At 57.1% G+C, this 20,201-nt stretch carries 13 protein-coding genes and 2 riboswitches; of the genes, 2 read left to right on the forward strand and 11 right to left on the reverse strand.

What is annotated here, in order from left to right; genetic code table 11:
- Positions 1 to 32 precede the first annotated feature (32 nt).
- The 4 genes from E6C55_RS11795 to E6C55_RS11810 all read right to left on the reverse strand — a co-directional run bounded on the left by E6C55_RS11795 (position 33) and on the right by E6C55_RS11810 (position 9,680).
- Complete coding sequence (locus E6C55_RS11795) at positions 33 to 2,822, reverse strand: amidohydrolase family protein (RefSeq protein ID WP_136370001.1); 2,790 nt, start codon at positions 2,820 to 2,822, stop codon at positions 33 to 35.
- A complete protein-coding gene (locus tag E6C55_RS11800; protein WP_136370002.1) occupies positions 2,815 to 5,766 on the reverse strand; it encodes a hypothetical protein in 2,952 nt (983 codons plus the stop codon). The genes E6C55_RS11795 and E6C55_RS11800 overlap by 8 nt, the downstream gene beginning before the upstream one ends.
- A gap of 290 nt (positions 5,767 to 6,056) precedes the next feature.
- A complete protein-coding gene (locus tag E6C55_RS11805) occupies positions 6,057 to 7,886 on the reverse strand; it encodes an APC family permease (protein WP_136370003.1) in 1,830 nt (609 codons plus the stop codon).
- 96 nt (positions 7,887 to 7,982) lie between these two features.
- Positions 7,983 to 8,150: riboswitch (cyclic di-AMP (ydaO/yuaA leader) on the reverse strand.
- Positions 8,151 to 8,315: 165 nt separating this feature from the next.
- A complete protein-coding gene (locus tag E6C55_RS11810) occupies positions 8,316 to 9,680 on the reverse strand; it encodes an MFS transporter (RefSeq protein WP_136370004.1) in 1,365 nt (454 codons plus the stop codon).
- Between the two features lie 143 nt (positions 9,681 to 9,823).
- On the opposite strand from E6C55_RS11810, the gene E6C55_RS11815 reads away from it, so the two are divergent.
- Positions 9,824 to 10,729 (forward strand): LysR family transcriptional regulator, encoded by a 906-nt coding sequence (locus tag E6C55_RS11815; protein WP_136370128.1) that lies wholly within the window; start codon positions 9,824 to 9,826, stop codon positions 10,727 to 10,729.
- A 60-nt stretch (positions 10,730 to 10,789) separates the two neighbouring features.
- On the opposite strand, the gene nrdF is transcribed toward E6C55_RS11815, so the two are convergent.
- The 5 genes from nrdF to E6C55_RS11840 all read right to left on the reverse strand — a co-directional run bounded on the left by nrdF (position 10,790) and on the right by E6C55_RS11840 (position 16,136).
- The gene (nrdF, locus tag E6C55_RS11820) at positions 10,790 to 11,755 is read right to left on the reverse strand and encodes a class 1b ribonucleoside-diphosphate reductase subunit beta (protein WP_136370005.1); all 966 of its coding nucleotides are present in this window, start codon (positions 11,753 to 11,755) and stop codon (positions 10,790 to 10,792) included.
- 56 nt (positions 11,756 to 11,811) lie between these two features.
- Entirely contained in the window at positions 11,812 to 13,896 is a 2,085-nt protein-coding gene (nrdE, locus tag E6C55_RS11825) for a class 1b ribonucleoside-diphosphate reductase subunit alpha (protein ID WP_136370006.1), read from the reverse strand.
- The gene (nrdI, locus tag E6C55_RS11830) at positions 13,883 to 14,242 is read right to left on the reverse strand and encodes a class Ib ribonucleoside-diphosphate reductase assembly flavoprotein NrdI (protein ID WP_136370007.1); all 360 of its coding nucleotides are present in this window, start codon (positions 14,240 to 14,242) and stop codon (positions 13,883 to 13,885) included. The genes nrdE and nrdI overlap by 14 nt, the downstream gene beginning before the upstream one ends.
- A gap of 182 nt (positions 14,243 to 14,424) precedes the next feature.
- Positions 14,425 to 14,628: riboswitch (cobalamin riboswitch) on the reverse strand.
- A gap of 250 nt (positions 14,629 to 14,878) precedes the next feature.
- A complete protein-coding gene (locus E6C55_RS11835; RefSeq protein ID WP_136370008.1) occupies positions 14,879 to 15,739 on the reverse strand; it encodes a hypothetical protein in 861 nt (286 codons plus the stop codon).
- A gap of 88 nt (positions 15,740 to 15,827) precedes the next feature.
- A complete protein-coding gene (locus E6C55_RS11840) occupies positions 15,828 to 16,136 on the reverse strand; it encodes an MTH1187 family thiamine-binding protein (protein ID WP_136370009.1) in 309 nt (102 codons plus the stop codon).
- A 467-nt stretch (positions 16,137 to 16,603) separates the two neighbouring features.
- Here E6C55_RS11840 and xerS point away from each other — a divergent pair, with 467 nt between their 5' ends.
- Complete coding sequence (gene xerS / locus E6C55_RS11845) at positions 16,604 to 17,692, forward strand: tyrosine recombinase XerS (RefSeq protein ID WP_136370010.1); 1,089 nt, start codon at positions 16,604 to 16,606, stop codon at positions 17,690 to 17,692.
- Positions 17,693 to 17,715: 23 nt separating this feature from the next.
- Here xerS and E6C55_RS11850 read toward each other — a convergent pair whose 3' ends face one another.
- Positions 17,716 to 18,741, reverse strand: coding sequence for a phosphotransferase (locus E6C55_RS11850; protein ID WP_136370011.1), 1,026 nt, complete (start codon positions 18,739 to 18,741; stop codon positions 17,716 to 17,718).
- Positions 18,742 to 18,748: 7 nt separating this feature from the next.
- The gene (locus tag E6C55_RS11855; RefSeq protein WP_230986659.1) at positions 18,749 to 20,065 is read right to left on the reverse strand and encodes a stalk domain-containing protein; all 1,317 of its coding nucleotides are present in this window, start codon (positions 20,063 to 20,065) and stop codon (positions 18,749 to 18,751) included.
- Positions 20,066 to 20,201 lie beyond the last annotated feature (136 nt).

Here is a 20,201-nt window from a genome sequence, read left to right on the forward strand (position 1 = left end):
CAGGATTTGCTGCAGATGCGGCCCATGAGCGATCAGAACGGAGGAGCGTACTTCTCCAACTCGTCAATCGTCATATCCAGAATTTGCACATACTGCTTGCGGCTATGGCTTCCGCGAATAAACGAAGTGTCCATCCCTGCCTTCCGCAGCTTCTCGATCCAATCAAGCGCGGCCTCCCGCCCCATCCCCTGCTGAAGCATGCCGTAATACATATAGACAAGCTCGTTGCTGACATTCGTGTTGAACACCATCGGGTCGTCGGAGTTGACATTGACAAGCACATTCGTAAGCTCGGCGTTGCCGGCGGACTGGAGCTTAAACAACTGGTTGCCGAACATGGAATCAATCTCTCCGATCGCTTCATTCGACGACGGATTGACCTCGACAACAATTCCGTTGGCGGCCATTTTGCGAATCAAATAATTTTGCATATCGGTCATCATCATCTGCTCGATCTCATTGGCGGTGACGTAGATCGGCTCTTCCATTTTCCGTAAGGTTGCTTCCTGATGATAAGCGATGTAGAGCTTGTCCTGCGGCCTTGCGCCAGCTTCCGCTTGAAGCTTCTTCACTTCCTCGGTGCGTCGCTTGAATCTGCGTTCGTATACGTTATAGAGAACCGGAATTCGCAATTCTCCCGCCGACACCACCTCGTCGAACAGCTCTGCGGCAATCCGGTCGATCGTTCGTTCCAGATAAACGAGCGTCTCCGTCTGAAGCTTGGGCGTATAGCTGTACACTCCCCAGATCCAGAGCAGATTGTCCAGGTACTCGCCTCGGGGCAGAATGACCAGCGGATTGTGCCGCACCCATTCCGGAATATCCACGCCCAATGCGATGCCGTGGCCAATCCGGTCTCCGGCGTGCAGCTTGCAGTACCGCACCACTTCATCGATGCGCCGAAGCCCGGAGATCAGATGCCGGAAGTCCTCTCCCGCATGGAAGGTGAAGAACAAGCTTTGCCGCGGCAAGATTCTCCCTTCCGGGTCGACGATGCGCAGCGCATCGTACTTGCTGTCCCGCGCCTCCTCGAAGACGGGAGCGAACACATGCACAGGAGTGGCATTCTCGGAAGCGGCCGCATCGAGACCGACAATAAAGTTCGTAGCCATCGGCACGACTCTGCGTAGCTCCTGCAGATGCTGCACCTGCTTGATGTATTGCTCCTGCAGCTCGCCGAAGTGCAACGCCTTCTTCAACGTATGATGGCGCTCTTCATCGTACAGCCACAAGTCCTTGCTCACGGTATCCGGACGCTTAATGAGGTGATAGACGATACCGAGCAGGGGAAAATCAACCTGTGGATCGTCGTCGACTCCGTAATCGTTCCGCAGAACATTACGGTAAGAGCGCAGAATATCGAGCAGCGTCATCTTGTTCCATTGCAGCTTGTCTTTAATCGAGATCCGCAGCTCTACCTTCTTCAGATAACGATTCTGGAACAATGTTCGCAGCATCGTCTCATAGTAATTCCCATTCCGGACGATGCCATCCGTCGCCCGGTCAAAGTATCCGCGGAAGAAGTCGAGTCCGTGCATAACGGTCGGTTGAATCACTTGCTGGTAGAACTCGTTCTTGATCGACACGTAGATGAAGAAGGCACGGAAGAACTGTTCATAATGATCGGCGTACCTCTCCTCCTGCTGAATATGGCGCTTATACAAGAGAGCATGGTGCAGCAACAAATTTTCCCCGTAGGTCTTGACCCCGCGATGACTGGAGAACACATCGAACATACAGTCCGACGGGTCCGGTTCCGCCAGATCGGTGAAGGCGACCCACACTCGATCGATCGCCCGGATCAGGTCCTCGGATGGAGCAAATTCGTTGCTCCCTTCCCTGAGCAGGCGGAACAGCAATTGCAACGTCTCGGGGTCGCTCAGCTCCAAGTTGTCGCTCAGCCAGGCGAACAGCGACTGATGCGTTTGAACGACCGACTCCGCTTGATAAGCGTCGGGACGATTCCGGTACACCTGGTCCTTCAGGTAGAACGCCATCACCAGCCGAAGAAGCCTGGCCGTAAGAAGGTAAGCTTCCGCCTGCGCGGAAGCGGCAAGATGATTGGGCTGGAATTCCCGCAGATATCCGGCCTCCATACGCCCGTTCATGACCGCCTGCCACAGGATGGAGAAGTTAAACGCGGCCGTCGCATGAATATGATTCTCCGCCACTCCTCGACGCAAGATGTCATCCAATGCCGCATCCGCCAGATTGACATGCTGATAGAACTCGTGGAGCTGGACAGGCTCAAGCAAGCCGTTCTTGATGAAGTGCAGCATGATAATCAGATCGAGCGGGATAAATCGACTTATCGCGTGGAAGAAGTGAACCTTGTCCTGCCCCTTGTATTGCTCCATAAAGTCGATGAAGCTCCACTGCCTGTCGCGATTCACATCGTTCTTCCAATACTTGAATACGACATCTCCGTCCCGGTAAGAGATCAACGCATCGCCGAACTCCTCCAATATTTGAAAATAGTGTTTGTAAAGCCTCATCTCGGTCCGGCGTTTAGAGCGCGCGCGGGACGGAGCGGCAAAACCGGCTTGTCTCCACTTGTCCGCATCGTCAACGCTGACAAGCATCGGATAAAACTTCTGTATAAGCAAATGAATCTCATCCATGCTTTTGGGGCGCGCCTTCCGCAGAACCTCATTCTGAATCTGGACGCGAAGGCGCTTCTGCGCCTGTTTACGGTCCGCCTTGGCGGATTCGCCCGGCCCTTCTCCATCGATCGCCGCCAGAATCTCCTTCTGCCCGAGGAACCGAACATTCTGGAACGGGAATAACGAGATGTTGATAAGCAATGTGATCTTGTTAAGCATCGAAATCTCCCAAGTCCAGCAGACCCTCCGGGCTGTCGTCGCCTGGCCGATCGCTTTCCAGATCCGTCATGTTAAGATTGTATTCCATGATGTCCTCCAGCGTCCTCATCTGGAAGTGCTCGTGCGCCTCCTCCAGTTTCTCCTTAATATATTTCTTGGCGCCCTCATAAGCATCCTGCTCCATCTCGATCTGATTGGCCCCGACATACTTGGCATATTGTTGAATCGCGGCCTTGTCCTCATCCTTCAGGATCGTCGTCGTGGAGAAATAAGCGGCATTCCTCAAGAAGGGCAGGAACGCTGCCGCCTGCTTCCGGCCATAGTAGACCCGATTATTTTGCGATAGATTTTCGACCGATCGGAGCATTTTGCAATAGGAAGCGAACGTTGCCCTCGTTGCTTTATTTTCTCCGTCCGGGTAGAGAACCCTCTTGACTAAGCCTTTTGTTTCTTTATAGCGAGTGTAGCTTAATCCATCCGGATCGGCTCTGAACGCCTCTATGGCGCGCGGCTCGATTTGGTCCAATTCAACCTCAAGCTCCGCCTTAGGCTTCAGCCATTTGTCTTTTACGGTTTTTGCGAAATCCTTCATTTTATTTTCCAGCGTCAAATAAATGGCATCCGGAACATTAGAAGGTTGGCCGGCCTCCTCATTCTCCCGTTCGCGATTGATCAAGGTTAGCATACGCCCGATATGAGCAGCACTCTTGTCAAACTCATACTTTATTGCTGCGGCCTTCTTAATGGAGATAAGGGAATTAAGGAAGAGGGACCTCTTCACTTGCAGCTCCATATATTCCGGCCACTTGTTTTTTATTTGGAGGCTAACAAGCTCCTGGTCCCACGTGTCCAGCAGCGGCTTAAATTGGCGTTCCGCCGTTACTATCTCCGCGGTCTCCGCACACAGAGCCTCCAGGAGATTGATGCTGAAGTTCGCCAGATCGCTCCTCTCGTCGGCTTGCCCGTTGTAAGCCTGCTGATAGAGCTCATCCAACAAAGAATTCGTCGACTTCCCCCGTTCGCGCATCTTTTCTTCCTTAAGCAGAAGCGTATGAATCGTTCGAATCGTAAGCTCGTCCTGCGCTTGAGCGTTATCCGCCTCCCACTGGCTTTTGTACCATTGGACATGGGAATCGGACATGAATTCAACCAGCAATCCCGAGACCTCGGGGTCCGCCAAGACGGCAAGCGCCTCCGCCAAGAAGAACAGGCGGTAATCGGCATGCTGGTTCCTCTGCAGGAACAGTTCCTTTATCCTTGCGTCCGCGATGTCAACCAATTCCGCAGGCCGCTTCAACAGCTCGTCAACGACGCTTCTCCGCCACTTTAGATAAGCGGGCGAATCGTACGCAGCTCCCGGCAGCAAGCTGCGAATAAGCTCGCCGATCACGTACAAGGCCGTTCGCAAGCTCGCAAGCTCCTTTTCCAACTCCCCGTTGCCCTTCAATTCATCTAACGTATCGTAGCGAATCGCAGAGCTTCCGGCCTCGCTCCCCCAGAGCAGGAACCTCTCGTATATAAACCCTTGATGCGGCAACAGTCGGGAATTGGACAGGATCAGCGTGTCGACGAACGCCTTAACCAGTTGGAATTGATGCTCCGGCTTTATCTCCCTGCCTTCCTGCCGCGCCTTGAGCAATTGATTCAGGTGGTAGTAGGCATTCACAATTCCGCGCGGCCGTTCATCGAAGATGATATAGCTTTTGGTTAATGGTTTGCTGACTGTTTTGTTTGTGTTGCCTGGTTTGCCTGTTCGGTCCGAATGGTCGACATCCGCCATGTAGCTGAAGATGGACCATTCCCCCAGCAGCTTGACCAATTGCGCCAGAAGCGTCTCCTCTCCGAACGCGAAGCCGGGAATCGTCTGCTCGTTCCACTTCACCAATTGGTGGCGTCTTGCCGGCGGGATTGTTTTCTTTAAATACTCATGGGCTAACTTTGACTTCCTTCCCAATATGGTAAGAGCTTTCTCGGAATTTTCTTCATTCTCGGATTTCAAAGATTTATAAGCTCCCAAGCCAAGCTCCCGCAGAGGCTCGTCCTGCAACAAGGCCAGTATAATCGATTCGGTCAGAATATCGTAGTCCCCCGATAGAACGGTGACGATATTCGGATGATTGACATATTGCAAGAGAGCGTCCATCAGCTCGCGCGTTTTGGAAGTCTTCAAGTCAATATCATCGATAAAAATATAAATGAGAGGAATGGGCGGGTTTGCGCCTGTTGCCGACATGTCGCGCTTACTCCCGTTCCCCTTGCCAACCATGGATTTTTGCACGTCAACAATAGTGTCTACCAGCGCCATCAGCTTCTTCTTAAACTCGATATCCGGGATGAGCAGCCGTTCGGACTTGCGAATATGAGTTCCAAGATCCGCATAGTTCTGCACAAGCACGTCCCTGTATTGCCGTTCGGTGTAGAGATGATATTCAATGGTGTCGTCCATTATTTGCTTAAGCGGGTTGTTCGGCTTTAACGTGCCGTTATTGAAGTACGAGCCAAGCGGGGACGCTTCGCTCGTATCGCATCTCGGCAAGTCCATACACCGCATTCGATCCAGAAGGGCGTTGCCTTCCTTGCACAGCAGGCCGACGATCGAACCGATGATCTTCGTGTTGTCCCCGAAGTTATCCGGCTCGATCAGCGGAAGCAAGATATTGCTCTTGTCCTGCGCCAGCTCGACCCGGAGCGTGTAGAGCGCAGAGGATTTCCCCGTACCGCGCGGGCCGAAGATTCCGAGCGTATTGTTGAAGTCCTGCTTGCTCAGCTCCTCCCGCCCTCTCTGCCCCCCACTCAAATAATCGGCAGCAGCGGAACGAATCTCTTGCAATTGCTCCAATAACAGATCGTACGTCGGCATAATTTTATAGACCTGCTCGCCAAGCGCCCGGGCACCGATAATAACCTTGTCTGAGGCCGCGGGCTGATTGGGATTTGTACTCATCGTCGTCTCTTCCTCTCCGAATTCCGTTTCTTATGCAGAGTTGCCCCAGGAGTTGCCGCTTCAAATTCGTTTAACTGCGTTCTTCCCCTCCATACATTCTTTCCCTCCCCCTAATCTCCTTCTTTTTATGTAAAATTTTGTCGTCCCCTGCATGCGTCGCTCGTATTGATTTACGTAACTATTATTATGTAAACTTATTCTTGGTACAACGGCAACCGACGTGTGCGAACGAGAGCGTCGTCCGTCCGACGAGCGGTTGCCGTTTGGTTGATTGCCGTTGGATGCTCGGGTTATTTTCTCAGATGATAAGGAACGGTTGTCATAATGATGTCCTTGCCGTACATAAGCAAGCGGGTGCGGATCATGAAGCTCGTCTGGTTATGAAGAATGTTGTGCCAGCTCTTCCTCGGAATGAATTGCGGAATAATGACCGTCACCTGGTAATTCGACTCCCCCGCCTTGCGCTGCACGGAATCGATGAACCGCATAAGCGGCTGAATGATCGAGCGATACGGGGAATGCAGCGTGACGAGCCGGATGTCGGGCTTCCACTTGCTCCACTTCTCCTCGAAGCGCAGCTCCTCCTCTCGCTCGAACGGGACGTACACCGCAATAATCTGCTCGGCCTTCAGCGACCGGGCGTAGTTCAGCGAACGTTCGACAACGTGCGTGATGCCCGACACCGGAACGATGATGACATTGCCCTCGATCGGCACCGCCGGTTCGCAGGAGGCGATCCGCAGTTGCTCGCCGACCGCCTCGTAATGCCGCCTGATCCGGTAGAACACGAAGAGGATAATCGGCAGGAAGACGAGCACGGGCCACACCATGGCGAACTTCGTCAGGAAGAACATGAGCGTCACCGTGAAGCTGATCAGCGCCCCGATGAAGTTGATGACCAGCTTCGGCGCCCAGCCCGGCGGCTTCTCGCGAATCCACTTCCGGATCATCCCGCTCTGCGACAGCGTGAACGGAATGAACACGCCGACCGCATACAGCGGAATGAGGTGCTCGGTCTGTCCGTGGAAGGCAACGATCAGAACAATCGACAGCACCCCGAGGAAAATAATCCCGTTAGAGTAGCCGAGTCGGTCGCCGCGAACCGTGAACATGCGAGGAATGAATTTGTCCTTGGCCAGATTGACGGCCAGCAGCGGGAAGGCCGAATAGCCCGTGTTGGCTGCCAGAATCAGAATCAGCGCCGTCGTTCCCTGAATGAAGTAATACAGGAAGCGGCGGCCGAATGTCTCTTCCGCGATCTGCGAGACGACCGTCACCTCCGGCAGCGGCGAGATGCCGTAATAATACGCCAGGAACACGATGCCGGAGAACAGCACCGCCAGCAGCGCCCCCATCGCGATCAGCGTCTTCGCCGCATTGCCGGGCGCCGGAGACTTGAAGTTCGGGATCGCGTTGGAGATCGCTTCGACCCCCGTCAGCGCCGAGCTGCCCGAAGCGAACGCCCGCAGCAGAATAAACAGGCTGATGCCCGCCACCGGCGTTCCGAGCGAAGCATGCAGCTCCGGCGAGACGTCGCCTGCGGCGATGCGGTACAGCCCCACGCCGATCAGCACAAACAGCGCCAGCACGAACAGATAAACCGGGTAAGCCAGAACCGAAGCGGACTCCGTCACGCCGCGCAGGTTCAGGAGGGTGATGCCGATGACGAAGACGACCGCAATCGGAACGTTGTACGGGTGCAGGCTTGGGAAGGCGGACGTCAGGGCGTCCGTGCCCGCCGATACGCTGACGGCCACCGTCAGAATATAATCGACAAGCAGCGAGCCCCCGGCCACAAGACCGTACGACAGGCCCAGATTCTCCTTGGAGACGACATAAGCGCCGCCGCCGTGCGGATATGCGAAGATGATCTGCCGATAGGACAGAATCAGCGCCGTCAGCAGAACCAGCACGCCGATCCCGATCGGAATCGAATACCAGAACGCGGTCGCGCCGATCGCGACAAGCACAAGCAGAATTTGTTCCGGACCGTAAGCGACGGACGACAGGGCATCGGAGGATAGAATGGCCAGCGCCTTTGTTTTGCGAAGCTTTTGTTCCCCTAACTCGGTCGATTTAAGCGGCCTGCCGAGCAGTATTCGTTTGATCCTGGATGCCATTGCCGATCACCATTCCTTATCCGTCCTTAGGGTTGATTCCATGCACCAAAAAAAGCCGCAGAGGAACCCTCCGCGGCCTGATCGGCCGAAGCTGTGTCACCCTCTCTAACGACGCTTACGAGGTTAGCTGACGGATTCGGGCGATTAGAGTCGCCCTACGGCAGACGCATGGCATGGCTGCGCCGCCGATTCACCCCGCGCGACGAATGCTCGCCGCGATTGGTTCCCCCGATCTCCTTCGCGGAGATTCAGCGATTACGAATATTTGAACTACGGAGATGATCATACTGCAACTATCCCCGCTTGCCAAAACCGATATCCGGCAGAATTGCACGAGGCTGACATTCCCCTTATTCGGTTAAGCGTTTACACGCCCTCGGCTCTTATGTTTGGTTCGATTATCGTCGTTTTGCGCGTCAATGCCTGATTCTACGCCTGGATCGGAGCCGCCGAACGCGACTTCCTCCTTGAGACGAACACGCTTCGGTACAGGAGCAGAATACCGATATGCGCGGCGGCGAGCACCAGGTACAGATTGCTGAAGACGAATGCCGTCTCGTGCGATTGCCACGGAATCCAGGGCGTGACCGCCCCATGATCGATGACCTTGCCGAAGACACTTGTCGCAATCGCCCCGGACAGGAAGTTGCCGAGCGTCAGCATTCCCATGCCGACGCCGACCTGCTCCTTCGGAATGCTGCGGGAGATCGTGTTCGACAGGGCAATCTGCATAAACATCTGTCCGACCGTTCCCAGCATGTAAATAAAGCCGATGACGACGGCGGGACTTCCGACGAAGAACGATAACGCGAGGAAACAACTGAACAGCAGCGCGAAGGCGCAATGGTACACGAACGGATTGCCCTTCACATCCGCCAGCTTCCCGACCTTGCGTCCCAGATAAGCGGATACGCAGGCGCCCGGAACCATTACGAAGCCGATCCAGCCGGACTCCAACCGATTGATGTCGGCGAGCAGTTGAGGCGTCAGGAACGGCAGCGCATAGCTGACGCTCATGACGAGAGCGGCGATCGTTAACCCCATTAAATAAACCCGATCCCGGAGCAGCGTTCTCGCAATGAACGGAGCGCTCGCGCTGCGAATTCTCCAGGCGAACAGCAGCAGGGCAGCGGCGCTGCCGGCCCCGAGAATCGCGCTTCCTTGCGTGATCGCGAGCAGCAGCAGAGCGACCGTCCCCGCCAGCAGTCCGCCTCCCAGCCAATCGATGCGCGTCTCTACCTTCGGCTCTTCCGCGAGATGCTTCCGGTAGAACGGCAGCGTAAACAAGATAAGCAGCGGAATCGCGAACAGCCATCGCCAATGAACGAACGAGACGAGCAGCGACGAGACGACCGGTCCGATCGCATTGCCGAGCGCAAGCCCGGTAGCCGAGATGCCAAGCGCCCTCCCCCGCCGCTCCGGCGGGAAGTAACGAACCGGAATCATCATCGCCAGCGCCGGCACGACGGATGCGCCGATCGCTTGCAGAATTCTCGCCGACAGAACGAACGCGAACGACGTCGCGAGCAGGCCGAGCAGCGAACCCGCCGCGAATACGAGCAAGCCGGCCGTAATCAGTTGCTTCGCCGGGTAACGGTCGAGCAGCTTGCCGTACAGCACCGAGCCGACCGCATAGATGAGCAGGTAGACGGTCGATACCCAGCTTACCTGCGCCACCGTGAGACCGAAGTCGACCCGAATCTCCGGCAGAACGATATTGAACATCGTTGCGCTCATCGAAGAGAGGACAAGCGTAACCGCAAGAATTTTAATCAGAATATCGCCGTTTCTCATTGTGATCCCTCCCGAATGGCTCCTGAATTGCTTTTCCTCCTCTACTATAGCTTTCCACATTCATAATGTATAATATATATTATTATATATAGTGATATCCTTTGGTATATCAATGAACGATGATGGGAGGCATGGGGCCGAAAATGGAGCTGCTGCAATTAACCTACTTCCGAACGGTGGCGAAGCTTGAGCATATGACGAAGGCGGCCGAGCAATTGCGGATTGCCCAGCCGGCGTTAAGCAAGACGATCTCCCGGCTGGAAGCCGATCTCGGCGTGCCCTTGTTCGATCGCCAGAACCGCCAGATTCGCTTGAATCGCTTCGGGCGCGCGTTCCTCGGCCAGGTGGAGACGGCGCTTAACGCGCTTGAGGAAGGCCGCCGGGAGCTGGCGGATATGGCGGGCGCGGAGCAAGGCACGATCCGGCTCGCCACGCCGACGCTAAGCCGCCTCTCCTCCTCGATCAGCGCCTTCCGCGAGGCGTACCCGGAGATGCTGTTCCGCGTCGTGCAGATCCCTCCCGCCGCCTCGAACGAGATGATCTCCTTGCTGGATCGCGGCGAGGTCGACCTTATCTTTACCGCCGTGTCGTTGAAGCAGCCGTGGATTCGCGAGCTGACCGTGCTCACGGCGGAAGTGTGCCTCGCGGTTCCGGCGAGCCACCCGCTCGCGGAGCGTTCGAGCGTATCCCTGTCCGAGGTGGGCAACGAAGCGTTTATCGAGTATCACGAGGAGCACCCGTTCCGGCACCTGAACGACGGCTACTGCCGGGAAGCCGGCATCGAGAGGCAGATCATCTGCGAGGTGGATGAGCCTTCTGCGCTGTGGAGCCTCGTGCAGGCCGGACTCGGCATCGCGTTCACCCCGCGCAACCCGAGCCAGACGGAGGACGCCTCCGTCAAGCTTCTCCGCATCGAGCGGCCGAACTGCGAACGGGAATTCGCCATTGCCTGGAACGACAAGCGATACTTGCCGAAGGCGTCCCGGTCGTTCGTGGAGTTCCTGGAATCCTACTTCCACGTGGAGGACGGGACCGGCAAGACCAAGTGAACAACAAAGAACCGGCTGCCCCGATATCGGGAGCAAGCCGGTTCTTCTTGTCTATCGTATTTAGAAGTTGAATTTGAAGTCGTCGTCGGTAAGCGGCTCGACGTTCAGCGTGCGCACGTATCCGTTGCCCTTCTTGGAGAAGAAGTCGTGCTGCTTCGTCTTCGTGCTGATGCCGTTGAAGACGATCGGATTGACCTCTTCGACAGGGAAGATCGGCTCGAGGCCGAGGTTCATCATCGCCTTGTTCGCGTTGTAGCGGACGAACGTCTTGACTTCCTCGTCCAGACCCAACTCCTTATAGAGCTCGTCCGTGTAGTCCATCTCGTTCTGGTGCAAGTACTGCAGCAGGCCGTGGAACGTCTCGGATGCATCCTTCTGCTCGTCTTCGGTCAGCTCCGCGAATACCTCCTGCGCGAGCAGGCCGACGTAGACGCCGTGAATGCTCTCGTCGCGAAGAATCAGGTCGATAATCTCCCCGCTGCTCGTCATCTTGCCTTGGCCGGCCAGATACAGCGGGTAGAAGAAGCCGCTGTAGAACAAGTAGCTCTCGAGCAGAACGGAAGCCGCCATCGCCAGGTACAGATCCTTGCGCGACTCGATGTTCTTGTAATATTGGGAGATCGTATCCGCCTTGATCTGCAGATGCTTGTTCTCCTCGACCCAACGGAACACCGCATCGATCTCTTCCGTCGTGGCCAGCGTCGTGAAGATGCTGCTGTACGACTTGGCGTGGATCTGCTCCATCATCGCCATGAAGCCGAGCACCGCCTTGCGCTGCAAGCCGTCGACGTGCTCGAGAATCTTCGGCATGCCGACGCCGCCCTGCACGGTATCGAGCAGCGTCAGCCCGCCGAGCACCTTCTTGTAGAGCGTGCGCTCCGCCTCGCTCATCTCCATCCATACCATCTTGTCGTCCGACAGCGGAATCTCTTCATCGGTCCAGAACTGCATGATGTTCTGGTTCCAGAACATATTCGTATAATCGTCCTCTGGACGGTTCCAGTTGACGGCCTTCATTGCGCACATGGTTGATTGTCCCCTCTCATCAGGCCGCGCAGAAGCGGCTCAAGCGATTGCTTAGCTTAGACTGCGCAACTGACGCAATTCTCGACGGACAGAATGTTTGTCCGCGTATAGTACAGGGACTTTAACCCCTTCTTGGCCGCGTAGATGTAGAACCTCGACAGCTCGCGCGTCGTCACGTCGCTGTTGACGTGAAGAACGGTCGAGATGCCCTGGTCGACGTGAGCTTGAATCTCCGCGATCAGGTCGATGATCTTGAACTGATCCATCTGGTACGCGGACTTGTAGTAGAAGAAGTTGTCGCGCTCCAAGAACGGCATCGGGTAATACGTCGTCGAGTTCGCATACGTGCGCGTCTCGATCGGCTCGACGATCGGCATGACGCTCGCCGTCGAGTTCTGGACGTACGAGATGCTCTGCGTCGGGGCGATCGCAAGGCGATAGGCGTGGTACAGGCCATGCTTCTGCACGGCTGCTCCCAGCTCCGCCCAATCCTGCGGAGACGGGATCGTTATGCCTTCGAACAGCGCCTTGACCTTCTCGGTCGCCGGACGGTAATCCGTCGATTGGTATCGTTCGAAGTACGCGCCGCTGGCATATTCCGAGCGTTCGAAGCCGGCGAAGGTCTCCCCTCTCTCCCGGGCGATCTCCATGCTTCGTTCGATCGAATAGAAGTTCACCATCATGAAGAACGTGCGTGCGAAGTCGCGCGCTTCGGCGCTCTCGTAAGCGATGCGGTTCTTCGCGAGGTAGCCGTGCAGATTCATCGCGCCGAGGCCGACGGAATGCAGCTCTTCGTTCGCCTTCGCGACGCCCGGAGCGTTCGCGACGACCGACATGTCGCTGACGGCGGTGAGCGCCGTGATGCCTTCGTGAACGGATGCGCGAACCTTGCGGGTATCCATGACGTTCGCGATGTTCAGCGATGCGAGGTTGCAACTGATGTCGCGGCGGATAACGTCCGGCATTCCGTAGTCGCCGATCTCGCTCGTCTCCTGCAACTGGAAGATCTCCGTGCACAGGTTGGACATCTTGATCGCGCCGATTCCCTTAAGCGCGTGATCGCGGTTCGCGTTCGAACGGTTCATGATATAAGGATAGCCGGACTCGAGCTGAATCGTCGCGATCTTCGTCAGCATGTCGCGCGCGCTCAAGACGACCTTCTTCTTCACGCGGGAATCGGCGAGCAGCGTGTCGTACATCTCGTCGATATCCATGTCGTCGAGGTGCTGGCCGAACGCCTTATAGACCGAATACGGGGCGAAGACGTGAAGCGGCTCGTTCTTCTCCGCCAGCTCGTAGAACTTGTTCGGCACGATCAGGCCGATCGACAGCGTCTTGAGGCGCGTCTTCTCGTCCGCGTTGATCTTCTTGCTGTCGAGGAACTCCATGACGTCCCAGCCGAAGATATTGTAGTAGCCGGCGCCGGAGCCCTTGCGCTGCCCCATCTGATCCGCATAGGAGAACGCATCCTCCATGAGCTTCAGAACCGGCATGATGCCCTTCGCGGCGCCTTCGACGCCCTTGATCGGCTCGCCGCGTCCGCGCAGCTTCGAGAGGTTCACGGCGACGCCGCCGCCGATCTTGGAGAGCTGCATGCACGTGCCGAGCACGTAGTTGATCGAATTCAACGCGTCGTCCATCTCGAGCAGGAAGCAGGAGACGAGCTCGCCGCGGCGGCTCTTGCCCGCGTTGAGGAACGTCGGGGTCGCCGGCTGAACGCGCTGCTCCATCATCGCGGAAGCCAGCTTCAGCGCCGTGTCCACGTTGCCGCGTCCGAGGTGGAGCGCGACGATCGACACGCGATCCGGATAATGCTCCAGGTAGAGCGACTTGTCGTTGCTCTTCACCGCGTAGTCCGTATAGAACTTGGAAGCGGCCATGTACGATTGGAACTGGAAGTCGTACGAATGGGCGAGGGCGTACACCTTCTCGACCTCGAACTCGGAATACTGCTCGTAGACGTCATCATAGAAGTCTTCGGCGATCATATAGCGAACCTTCTCGGCCGTCGAGGAGAAGATCAGGCTCTTGCGCTTGACCTCTTCCATGAAGGAATCGACCGCCTCACGGTCCTTGTCCAACTGGAAGAAGCCTTCGGAATCCCGCTGCATCAGCAGGTTGTTAAGTTCAATATGCCGCAATGAGGCTCACCTCTTTTTTGAATTTTTCCACATCGACGGTCGTTCCCGACATCTCGAACTTCATGAGAACCGGAACGCCGTACTTCTGGGAGATAATATCCGCGCTCTTCGCGAAGCCGTCGCCCCAATTGCGGTTGCCGCTGGCGGAGACGCCGAGCAAGCGATCGTGATTACGCTGGAGGAAGGACATGACTTTCGCAGGGGCTTGACCGAATCCCGTAGTGTATGTAACGAGTATGAACGGTTCGTCCAGCTTGGTCTGTTCGTCAATCTGAACGGCGGGAAGGTCCAACTTGCGAATAAATCTCTTCACATTGCCCGTCTTGGAATCGTAAGCGATAAGCACGGCTTCGTCTCCTCTCTATCTCTTACCCTTATGCTGCTCCTTACCCTTCTGACAATAAAAGACGCATTCGGCAACATCTGGAATTCAATCGCCGAACGCGTCCATGGCTAATAAGGAGCATCGCTCCTTGTTCATGCCTGGGTGGACCGTATCGGACACGCTCCTATCCGTCGTAGGAGTGGCTGTGTCTCTCGGCGTGAGCGGGTCTCTGGCTTAGGTGTCCGAATTCCTCTTGTCCGGCGGCTCCGGCAGGAGCCAAGCGACTCTAGCAAGACGAGGAGGAACTCTACCGTCACAGTGGCGGGACCGCGCCGGATTCGAACCGGCTTCCCTCTTATGCCTTGGGCGATGGTGAACGCCAAGGCACTCACACCGACTATATCTAGTTCGTATTACTAAATTTAAATCAATATTTTGTGGGTGTCAACGGGTTATCGCACTTTCCGCTCCAAGAAAATTGTCCATATGCCTCGAGTCCTAATTCGCCGAAACCGGTCACGAGACATGAGTTTATCACTCTATTGTCTTCCAGTCAAAGCAACACAAATGAACAAAAAAAGCAAGAAGCCGCTCCCCGATTGGGATGTGTGGCTTCCCGCTTTCTGTTAAATGAAGGTTAAATAGACGTAAACGGCGCTAGATCGTCTTCACATGCGATGCGTATACCTCGCCGGGCACGCCCGAGGGTAGTCCTGTCGTCCGAATCTCGACCTCGTCCCCGACCCGAACCTCCCCGGCGGTCGCCGGCTCGCCCGACACTATATATTGGGTGAATTCGCTCAAGACGACCTTGGTCGCCCCAATAAGCAGATAACTCTCTTCCTGCAGAGAAGACGCCAGGCGGACCTCGGCCACCTCTCCGGTCAAGTCCGGTTCGCCGGGCACCCGGTCCAGCACGTCCAGCGCAAGCCCTCCCGTCTGCCCCGGATAGCTGGTCAGCATCAAGCCTTCGCTCCACGCCCGCACCCGGTAGCCGATCCCGATCTCCTCCAGCGCGATCTCGTCCCCCTCCGCCAGCCGCAAGCTGGCATCCGGCAGCGCGAAGTCGTACCATGCGGCATCCGGCGACTTGTCCGCGCCGATCGTTCGCGCTTCGTCGACGATCAGCAGCCGGGTGCCGTCGATCGCCGTCACCCTGCCCTGCGTATGGGAGACATCGCCAAGGTTGTAAGCGCTGAGCTCCAGCTTGAACGTATAGCCGATCTTGTCGTAGATCGCCTGCTTCACCTGCTTAAGATCGCTCTCGGTCAGCGGCTCCCGCACATCCCCGAGTCTTCTCACCTGCAATTGAACCGAATCGTCCATCGCCGAAGAGCTCAACGCCTTCGCGTGCTCCTTCGCCAGCGTGTCCTTGAAGCCCTGCCCCATGAGCTGTCTGCTTAACGAGACATAATCGGGCTTGCCCGAAGAGAACATGCGCAGACCGCCGTCGCAGCCGCTGACGATCAGGATCATTAACGCCATTAACCCGCAGATCCCAAGCCTTCCCGCACTCATGCCCCCGCCCCCTCTCTATTGGATAGCTATCGACTTTCCCGGTCGATACCCATCAGACGGCGGCGAGAGGCATAAAGTTACATGCCGCCTATTCCCGCAGCTTCTCCTCCACGGAATCCAGCTTCTGCTGCATCGAGCCCTTCTTGTCGCGCCTGTCGTCGATCGTCACGGTTGTCGACACCCGCAGCGCGCCTGCGCGGAACGGCACCTCATGCAGACGCCTCACGACGGCGAGCAGATCGTCCAGCTCCCCTTCGATAATCGTGCTCATCGGCGTAAGCTGGTAGCGAATCTCCTCTGCCGCCTGGTCCAGCTCCTTCTTCACCGCCGCAACATACTCGCTGACGCTTGTGCTCCCCGTTCCGAGCGGAACGATCGTTACTTGTACGATGGCCATAGTGCTCCTCCACCTTTCTCTTCGTATTATGTATGTATTGGACTGAACGATCGGGAACCCCGCCCCTGCCGACCTCGTCGAACCCGCCGGAGCCGATGGCCGCCGAATTTTATGTGCAAAACCACATTGGCGAAGCCCGATAACGAACACTTTGCCCGATTATATGCGAAAATTCGCATTCGTGGAGGAAATTCCGGCCCCAAACTCCGCATATATGCTAAAAATCGCATAAAACGCCTCGATTCCCGCCCAACCCAGCCAACGAATGTGAAAAACCGCATAAAATCGCAGAAGTCATCGGATCAGGGGATCAGAGCAGCGTTCTCCTGCCTAATCCGATCATACAGGAAGAAGCCAGCCCAGCCAAATCGGCCTATTAGTTTAGATCATTAACGATTGGCCGGCGCTTCCATGCTATACTATTGGAATATCAATCGGCTGGAATATTAATCCGCGTGGGTGATCGAATGAATCTGCAGAAGAGGAAGGACCGCGAAGAGCTTGACCGGCGCGTGCCGTCCATGCCCTGGTACGTCGAGAAGTTCATCAATTACAAGCTGCCGGATCTCTCCCCTTCGTCTCTGCTGGAGTACGTGCGGGATTACGAGATTTTTTTCTCCTATCTGATGAGGGAAGGGCTGACGGATGCGGCGAAGATCGGCGACATTCCGATCGAGGCGCTCGAGAAGCTGCACATGGACAGCATCGACGGGTTCCGGATGCACATGGCGTCGAAGGCCGACGGCCCGAACACCCGGACGACGATCTCGCGCAAGCTGTCCTCCCTCCGTTCGCTGTTCCACTACTTGAGCCAGATCGCCGAGGACGAGAACTTCTATCCGCTGCTGAAGCGCAACGTCATGGCGAAGGTGTCCGTCAAGCGCACGCACAAGCCGAAGGACACGGCGGCCAAGCTCGAAGGCAAGCTGCTGCAGGAGGAAGAGATCGCCGAGTTCATCCGCTACATTCACAGCGATTACGCCCAGGATGCGGCGACGAACAAGCAGGCGCTCCACGCGCACGAGCTCAACCATATCCGCGACGCCTGCATCGTCAGCCTGATTCTTAATTCCGGGCTGCGGGTATCGGAGCTGGTGAACCTGAACGTCGACGACCTGGATATGAAAAAAAAGCTGCTCTACGTGTACCGAAAAGGGAAGAATGACGATACGTTCAAGACGCCGGTCTTCTTCCGCCAGGATGCCGTCGGCGATCTCGAAGCGTATCTGGAGCTTCGCGACCTGCGCTACCGGGCGCCAAGGCGCGAGAAAGCCCTCTTCCTCGCCATCGCCAACGGCAAAAAAGAAGGCTCGAGAATGACCAAACGCGCGATCCAGGAGATGGTCATCAAGTACGCGAAGCGATTCGGCAAGCCGTACTTGTCCGTCCATAAGCTGCGGCATTCGTTCGCAACCGACTACTACCTGCGCAACGACTTGTACAAAACCCAGGAGCAGCTTGGACACGCCTCCCCGGAGACGACGCAGATCTACGCGCACCTGACGGACAAGACGATGGAACAGGCGATCGACAAGCCGAAGACGGCAGCCGATTAATCCGGCAGCCGTCTTCTTTTGCTTTATTCCGTCAGGAGCCGGCACCATTCCGCCAGCCGCTCTCCCGTTCGCTCAAGCCCGATCAGCCCTGCGGCCGCATCCCCGATCTGCTCGCGCAGCACCGCCGCCCCGTCCACCCCGTCAAGATAGCGGCCCAGGAAGTGCACGAAGACGTCGAGCTTGCGCAGCTTGATCAGCGACGGCACCGCATCCGCTTCCTCCTCCGACAAGCGGACGTGCCTTGCGAAGCCCGCGAGGAACGCCGGAATCGTTCGTTCCGCCGCCTCGTCCCCGAGCATGCCGGACAGCACGACGGCCGGCTCCATCGCCCGCAGGTCGCGCGTGGCGAATTCGAAGTCCAGCACGGCGACGATGCGAGCCGGGTCGTCCGGCGCGGCCAGCAGATTCGAATCGTTCACATCGCCGTGAACGAGCTGGTGCGGGAGCTCCCGCAGTCTCGGCAGCGAAGCGCGGAAGCGTTCCAGCTCCCCGAGAATCGTCCGCAGCGCGGCGGCCTGATCCGCGAACTCCGCCGGCGGGGCGAGGCAGAAGCCGGCCACGACCTCCGGGCCGCAGGACGGGTGCGCGAGATCCATCTCGTAGTACGGCGGATACTCGGGAGCCTCCTCCGGCGCGGCAGCCGCCAGCGCCCGGCTCAAGCGTCCGATCGTCTCGCCGACGGCTGCGGCGGCCGCAGGAAGACGGCTGTTCGGACGAACGCCGTCCATATAACGGAACAGGCAGGCATACCGCCCGTCCTCCAGCTCAAGGAAGCTGCCGCTGCCATCCGATAGCGCTGCCGGCTGCGGCACCCCGAACGGAAGCTCCTTGTTCCCCAGCAGGGTCAGCACGGAATGCTCGAAGCGGATTTTCGCCGAATCGCGGTGCGTCTCGTAGATCCTCATTACATACCGCTCTCCGCCGCATTCGATGTACCTCGTCGTGTTGTTGTAGCCGGATGCGCCTTCCGTCAGCGCATAGGACGCATCTGCGGCATATCGCTGCATAATCGTCCCGATGATCGTATCCATGCTCGTTCCGTTCAGCACAATTCCGTTAGCCTCCGATCTTCGTCACGCTGGCGTCGATGGCGCTCAGCTCCGCTTGAGTCAGGATGCCGAGCCTCCAGAATGCGACGCCTGCCAGGCTGTAGCGCTTGGCCAGGCCGATCTTGTCCCCGACCGTCGTCTCGTTCTCGTTGTCCATATTGACGGCCAGCATAAGCTTCTCCTTCGCGACGTCCTGCGCCAGCGCAAGACGGATCGCTTCGTCGACCTTGGCGAGCGGCTCCGGCTGCTTCTCCTCTCCGTAAGCGTAAGCCATGATCACGATCTCGTCCGCATAACCGGCCAGCGTCTTGTAATCATATCCTTTATAAGACCCGTTGAGCGGCTGCAGGACAAGCGACAGCTTAAGCCCCTCCTGCTTCAGACGTTCGGACAGGGCCGACACGTAGCCGTTGAATTGCTTCTGCGCCGTGGCGGAATCGTCCTTCCAGCCAAGCCCTTCGTAATCGAGCATGATGCCGCCGATGCCCTTCTCCTGCGCGAACGCAACCATCTGCTCGATGGACGCTTCCTTCGCAGCCGCATCGGTCAGCGTCTTGGTCAACTGCCGCTGGCCGTCCACGCCGAACACCATCAGATAGCTGTCTTCGGCCCGCTGCACAATCGACTCCGGCGTCACGTCTCCGTCTGCGAACGGCAGCCGATAAGGCTTCTCCGTCGTCGTGAACGCGCCGTACGTGTCGATCTGGCTCCAGCCGAACGCAACCGCGTTCAAGCTGTCGATTCGGCTCACCTGATCGTACGAGCTTATCGCATAATACCCCATAAGGCGCATCTCCCGCTTCGGCGATTGAATCTTCACCGTCTTGCTCGCGCCGTCCCATTCGACGGTCGCGCCGAACTGCCGGCCGAAGAACGCCATCGGGATGAGCACCCGCCCTTGCTGCTGAACCGGCGCCGCCGTCAGAGCCACCTCCTGCCCGTTCACTACGGCGGTCTTCTTGCCGAGCGTCAGCACGACCTTGGCGGTCGCGCCGTCGGCATCCTTGCCGACCGCCACGACCGTCTTCGCCGCGGCATCCCAGCTTACCGTAATGCCAAGCGCCTCGGCAATCGTGCGGAACGGAACAAGCGTAACGCCGTTATCGATTCTCGGCGCCGAGTCGAACGGAAGCGCATAATGATCGAGCTCAATCTTGATCGCCTGGCTTGCGGCAGCGGCCGAAGCGCTTGCCGAGACGCCGGCGGCAGCGGCCGACGGGGTCCAAGGCGACAATGGAGACAACGGAGACACTGGCAGAACGAGCGACATTCCCATCGCGGCGATAACGGCGGTTCTGCCCCAACTTCCCCAACTTCTGATCACAAGAACATCTCCTCCCGCTTCTTCTCTCTATCAACCTCGCATCCTAGCATTATAGCAAACCCCAACCGGTCTCACAAAATCCTATTGATAGAATTATATGGAACGCCAACCGCGAATACGATAAAAAAAACGCCGG

The organism is Cohnella fermenti, from assembly GCF_004801405.1.
GTDB classification, from domain to species: Bacteria; Bacillota; Bacilli; order Paenibacillales; family Paenibacillaceae; genus Cohnella; species Cohnella fermenti.

Bases quoted from the DNA above. Each gene is read 5' to 3' on its own strand.
- E6C55_RS11795 (WP_136370001.1), bottom strand. From the start codon at position 2,822: ATGCTTAACAAGATCACATTGCTTATCAACATCTCGTTATTCCCGTTC.
- E6C55_RS11800 (WP_136370002.1), bottom strand. From the start codon at position 5,766: ATGAGTACAAATCCCAATCAGCCCGCGGCCTCAGACAAGGTTATTATC.
- E6C55_RS11805 (WP_136370003.1), bottom strand. From the start codon at position 7,886: ATGGCATCCAGGATCAAACGAATACTGCTCGGCAGGCCGCTTAAATCG.
- E6C55_RS11810 (WP_136370004.1), bottom strand. From the start codon at position 9,680: ATGAGAAACGGCGATATTCTGATTAAAATTCTTGCGGTTACGCTTGTC.
- E6C55_RS11815 (WP_136370128.1), top strand. From the start codon at position 9,824: ATGGAGCTGCTGCAATTAACCTACTTCCGAACGGTGGCGAAGCTTGAG.
- nrdF (WP_136370005.1), bottom strand. From the start codon at position 11,755: ATGTGCGCAATGAAGGCCGTCAACTGGAACCGTCCAGAGGACGATTAT.
- E6C55_RS11835 (WP_136370008.1), bottom strand. From the start codon at position 15,739: ATGAGTGCGGGAAGGCTTGGGATCTGCGGGTTAATGGCGTTAATGATC.
- E6C55_RS11840 (WP_136370009.1), bottom strand. From the start codon at position 16,136: ATGGCCATCGTACAAGTAACGATCGTTCCGCTCGGAACGGGGAGCACA.
- xerS (WP_136370010.1), top strand. From the start codon at position 16,604: ATGAATCTGCAGAAGAGGAAGGACCGCGAAGAGCTTGACCGGCGCGTG.